At 54.8% G+C, this 4,046-nt stretch carries 4 protein-coding genes; all 4 read right to left on the bottom strand.

The window, feature by feature from the left end:
- A partial coding sequence (locus VMT62_13500; GenBank protein HVN97439.1) for a 2Fe-2S iron-sulfur cluster-binding protein occupies nt 1-351 on the bottom strand: 351 nt, incomplete at its 3' end.
- A 36-nt stretch (nt 352-387) separates the two neighbouring features.
- Nucleotides 388-2,337, bottom strand: coding sequence for an FAD-dependent oxidoreductase (locus VMT62_13495; protein HVN97438.1), 1,950 nt, complete (start codon nt 2,335-2,337; stop codon nt 388-390).
- Nucleotides 2,338-2,340: 3 nt separating this feature from the next.
- Entirely contained in the window at nt 2,341-3,513 is a 1,173-nt protein-coding gene (nuoD, locus tag VMT62_13490; GenBank protein HVN97437.1) for an NADH dehydrogenase (quinone) subunit D, read from the bottom strand.
- A gap of 133 nt (nt 3,514-3,646) precedes the next feature.
- Nucleotides 3,647-4,046 (bottom strand): NADH-quinone oxidoreductase subunit C (locus VMT62_13485; protein HVN97436.1); only part of this gene is annotated, 400 nt, incomplete at its 5' end.

The raw sequence follows: 4,046 nt of genomic DNA, 5'->3' as shown, positions 1-4,046 counted from the left end.
CTCGAATACGAGGTCCTGGAGCCGGCACTCACCACCCGCATCACAGACGGGGCAATCCAGTGGGTGATGGATCAACAGGAATTTCAGGTAATCCTGCCTCATTCTGAAGAGCTTTTCAGAGTGGGTGGTGACGGAAAGACCGTCGACCGCGGTCGTGACGCACGAGGCAACAGGGTTGGCATACCCATCCACCTCCACGATGCAAAGCCTGCAGGAACCTATGGAAAAAAGGTTCTCATGAAAGCAGAGGGTGGGTACGTAAATATTATTCTCCCGCGCAACCTGCAGGATCGTCTTTCCTGCCTCGGTTTCTATGGCGCGGCCGTTGATAGTCAGTCTTATCCGTTCCATGTTCGGTTCCACATTCGGATCCATGTTCGGTCCATGTTACAGAGCAACCATGCCGATGCGGAAGCAGCGCAGGCACCGGCTGGCTTCTTTCATAGCTTCGTTAACCTTGAATCCTTCTTCGACTTCGTCAAAGGTCCATTTCCTGGTCTCAGGATCGAGCATCCTTACGTGAAGCCTCTTGTCTCCACCCACGATGCCGAGGTTTTCATCTTTCTGGTATACCTTCACCGTTGAGAAAAAGTTATTGAACCTCTCCTCGACGCGCGGCGCTACCTCCTGGCCGCGCAAGTACTGATCGATCTTCCACGCAGCGCGCTTTCCGTTACCGCACGCACGCACCAGCACGTCCGGCCCGGTCTCGCAGTCGCCGGCTGAGAAGATACCTTTCGTCGAGGTTTCAAACGTCTCCTGATTCACCTGCACCGTCTTCCACTTGGTCAGCTGTATGCCCTCCAGACCCTTGAGGAAGTCGAAGTCAATCACCTGGCCGATGGCAGGGATCAGGATATCGGTCTCGATGATAAATTCGGATTTGGGCACGGGAACGGGTCTACGCCGGCCGCTCGCATCGGGTTCTCCCAGTTCCATGCGGATCAGCTCTACCGCTACTACCTTTCCGTTCTTCTCGATGATGCGCGTCGGATTACACAGATAATGGAACTTGACGCCTTCCTCTTCCGCATCGTGGATCTCGACGGGATCAGCCGGCATCTCCTTCTTGGTTCTGCGGTAAACGAGGTTTACGTCGGGCTTGCCCACGCGGAAGGACGAACGCACACAGTCCATGGCAACATTCCCGCCGCCGACCACAACCACCTTCTTTCCTTCGGGATACGGATCCTTGCCATTATTTACGTCGAGCAGGTACTTGACCCCCGGTATAAAGCCGCTGTAGCCCTTGTCTTCACCCTCAACGCCCATGGGAGAGCTTCCGTGCGCACCCACACCGATGAAGATCGCATCATACTCCTTCTGCAACTGGGCCAGGGTGATGTCTTTGCCTACGCTGACACCATACTTGATTTCCACGGCGAGGCCGGAAAGCAGGCTCGCCTCGAAGCCAATGATGGAGCGCGGCAGCCGGTAATCGGGTATACCCACAGCAGCCATGCCGCCCGGCTCGCCGAGGCGCTCGAGGATTGTCACCTTATAACCCATCTGGCCGAGATAGTAGGCAGCAGAGAGCCCTGCGGGACCCGCGCCTAAGACTGCTATTTTCTTGTTGCCGTCAACCGGTCCTTTTTTGATGTTGGCCTGCTTCTCTTTATCTAACTCGTAGTCGGCTACGAAACGCTTCAGATATTTAATAGAGATCGATTCATCGATGTTGGCCCTTCTGCAGTTGGACTCACAGGGCCTCACACAGACCCTGCCAAGGATGCCGGCAAGGCAGGTATCCTCCCGGATCGTGGCGAGCGAGTCGGTGAACCTTCCTTCGGCGATCTCTTCCACATATTTGGGAATCTTCAGTTTTGTGGGACAGGCACTGAAACAGGGTGCTGTTACGGACGAACGGTAGATGCCGGCCCTCGCCTTCTGTCCTGCGATGCACCGGTCAAACCTGTCCCGGAAATGCTCGATGGCGTGAAGCAACGGCACGAGCCCGGTCTGGCCGATCTGGCACTTGGAGCCCTCTTTGATCTCCGACGCAAGCGACTTAATGAGCGTAAGATCCTCTTTGCTGCCCTCTCCTGCGCAGATCGCATTCAGCCTGTCGAGGATCACCTTGGTGCCGATCCTGCATGGCACGCAGCGGCCGCAGGATTCTTTCTGCACGGCCTCCACATACTTCGCGCACATGTCGACGATATCCACATTGTCATCGAAGAGCGCGATACCGTCCCAGCCCATGAAGGCGCGTACGTGCTCACCTGCGGCAAATTCTTCAGGGAGCTTCAACCGTTTGGGCACGGCAGATTCTTCTTTACTCTTTCCCCTGTTGTCGATCAGTTCTCCTTGCCAGGAGCTAAAGAGCAGACCTGCCATCTGTCACCTGTCGATCTCGCCGAGAACTATGTCGACACTCCCGATAGCAGCAACTACGTCAGCTACCATGTGTCCTTCGATCATCTTGGGAACCGCTCCGAGGTTGAGAAAGGAGGGTGGTCTGATCCTCATGCGGAAGGGTTTATTTGACCCGTCGCTCACCAAATAAAACCCGAGTTCACCCTTCGGTGACTCAACAGCGCCGTACGCCTCACCCACAGGGGGTTTGAACCCTTCCTCCATAATTTTGAAATGGCGAATGAGGGCTGCCATGTCATGCTGCACGTCTTCTTTATCAGGCGGTGCTAAATCGGGCGCATGCGCCATGACCGGACCCTCGGGAAGTCTTTCAATGCCCTGCTCAATAATCCTTACCGACTGCCTCATTTCCTGCAATCTTACAACGTACCGATCATACACATCGCCCCTCGTGCCCAGCGGTATGATGAAATCAAACTCATCATACGATGAATAGGGATAGGCCTTGCGTACGTCGTAGTTCACGCCGCTTGCTCGGAGCACAGGACCGGTGACACCATAATTTATGGCGTCTTCAGCCGAAAGCGCGGCAATATTCTGGGTGCGCTTCTTCCAGATGATATTCTCCGTAAGGAGCGTCTCATATTCATCGATTCTCGTGGGAAACTCCTTGATGAAATCCCTTACCATGGTCTCAAATTCGGGAGTGACATCTTTCGCCAATCCGCCGATCCTGATGTAGCTCGGAGTAAGACGCGCTCCGGTAACGTTCTCGACGATGGTCAGGATCGTCTCCCTCTCCCGGAATGCGTAAAAGAGCACGGTCATGGCACCTATGTCGAGGGCATGGGTCGCGAGCCAGAGCAGGTGCGCAGCGAGACGCTGCAACTCACAGAGAATCACTCGCAGGTATTGGGCACGCTTGGGTATCTCCAGGCCCACGAGCTTCTCACAGGCCAGGCAATAAGCCAGGTTGTTTGATAGACCGTTCGTGTAATCGAGCCTGTCGGTGAGGGTCAGGGCCTGATGGTAGGTTCTGGCTTCAGCAAGCTTTTCCACGCCCCGGTGCAGATAGCCAATGAAGGGCACAGATTTCTTTATGATTTCGCCGTCCAGCTCAAGCACCATCCTCAGCACTCCGTGCGTAGCGGGGTGTTGCGGTCCCATGTTGATGGTCATGAACCTTGTTTCGGCCACTCTTACTTACCCTCTATCACTAGGTATTTCTGGGGGCTCGCATCGCATCGCGCCTTCCCGCGACGGAGCCCATAGAACCCCCACACCCGCTAGCGGTATCCGGCGAGCGGTGCTCGCTAGATTGAAGCGCAAGCTATTTATCCTCACCCAACTCAACAACGAAAGGCTTGTCAAAGTCAGGACCTTCTACTGGAAAATCCTTTCTCAGCGGATGTCCTTCGAACTCTTCGTCTAGGAGAATCCGCCGCAGGTCCGGATGGCCCTCAAACCGGATCCCGAACATGTCATAAATCTCCCTCTCGAACCACTCGGCTGCTTTCCAGATACCGGATGCAGTGGGGACGCTTTCGCCATCCTCGAGACCCACTTTCACCGCGAGCCTGGTCTTGTTCTTGAGAGAGTTGAGAAAATAGATCAGTTCGAAGCGTGGTTTTTCTTTGTTGTTGTCAACACCGAAAAGATCGGTCAGCATGTCGAAAGCGCAGTCCGGATCAGCCTTCAGGAAAAAGAGCACTTCCAAAATTTTGGCTTTG

The organism is Syntrophorhabdaceae bacterium (genome assembly GCA_035541755.1).
GTDB lineage: Bacteria > Desulfobacterota > Syntrophorhabdia > Syntrophorhabdales > Syntrophorhabdaceae > PNOF01.
The sequence above is the reverse complement of the archived record's forward strand: the minus strand, read 5'-3'. Positions and strand labels throughout refer to the sequence as shown.

What these genes read in the sequence shown, in the direction of transcription:
- VMT62_13495 (HVN97438.1), bottom strand. Translation starts at nt 2,337, where the DNA reads ATGGCAGGTCTGCTCTTTAGCTCCTGGCAAGGAGAACTGATCGACAAC.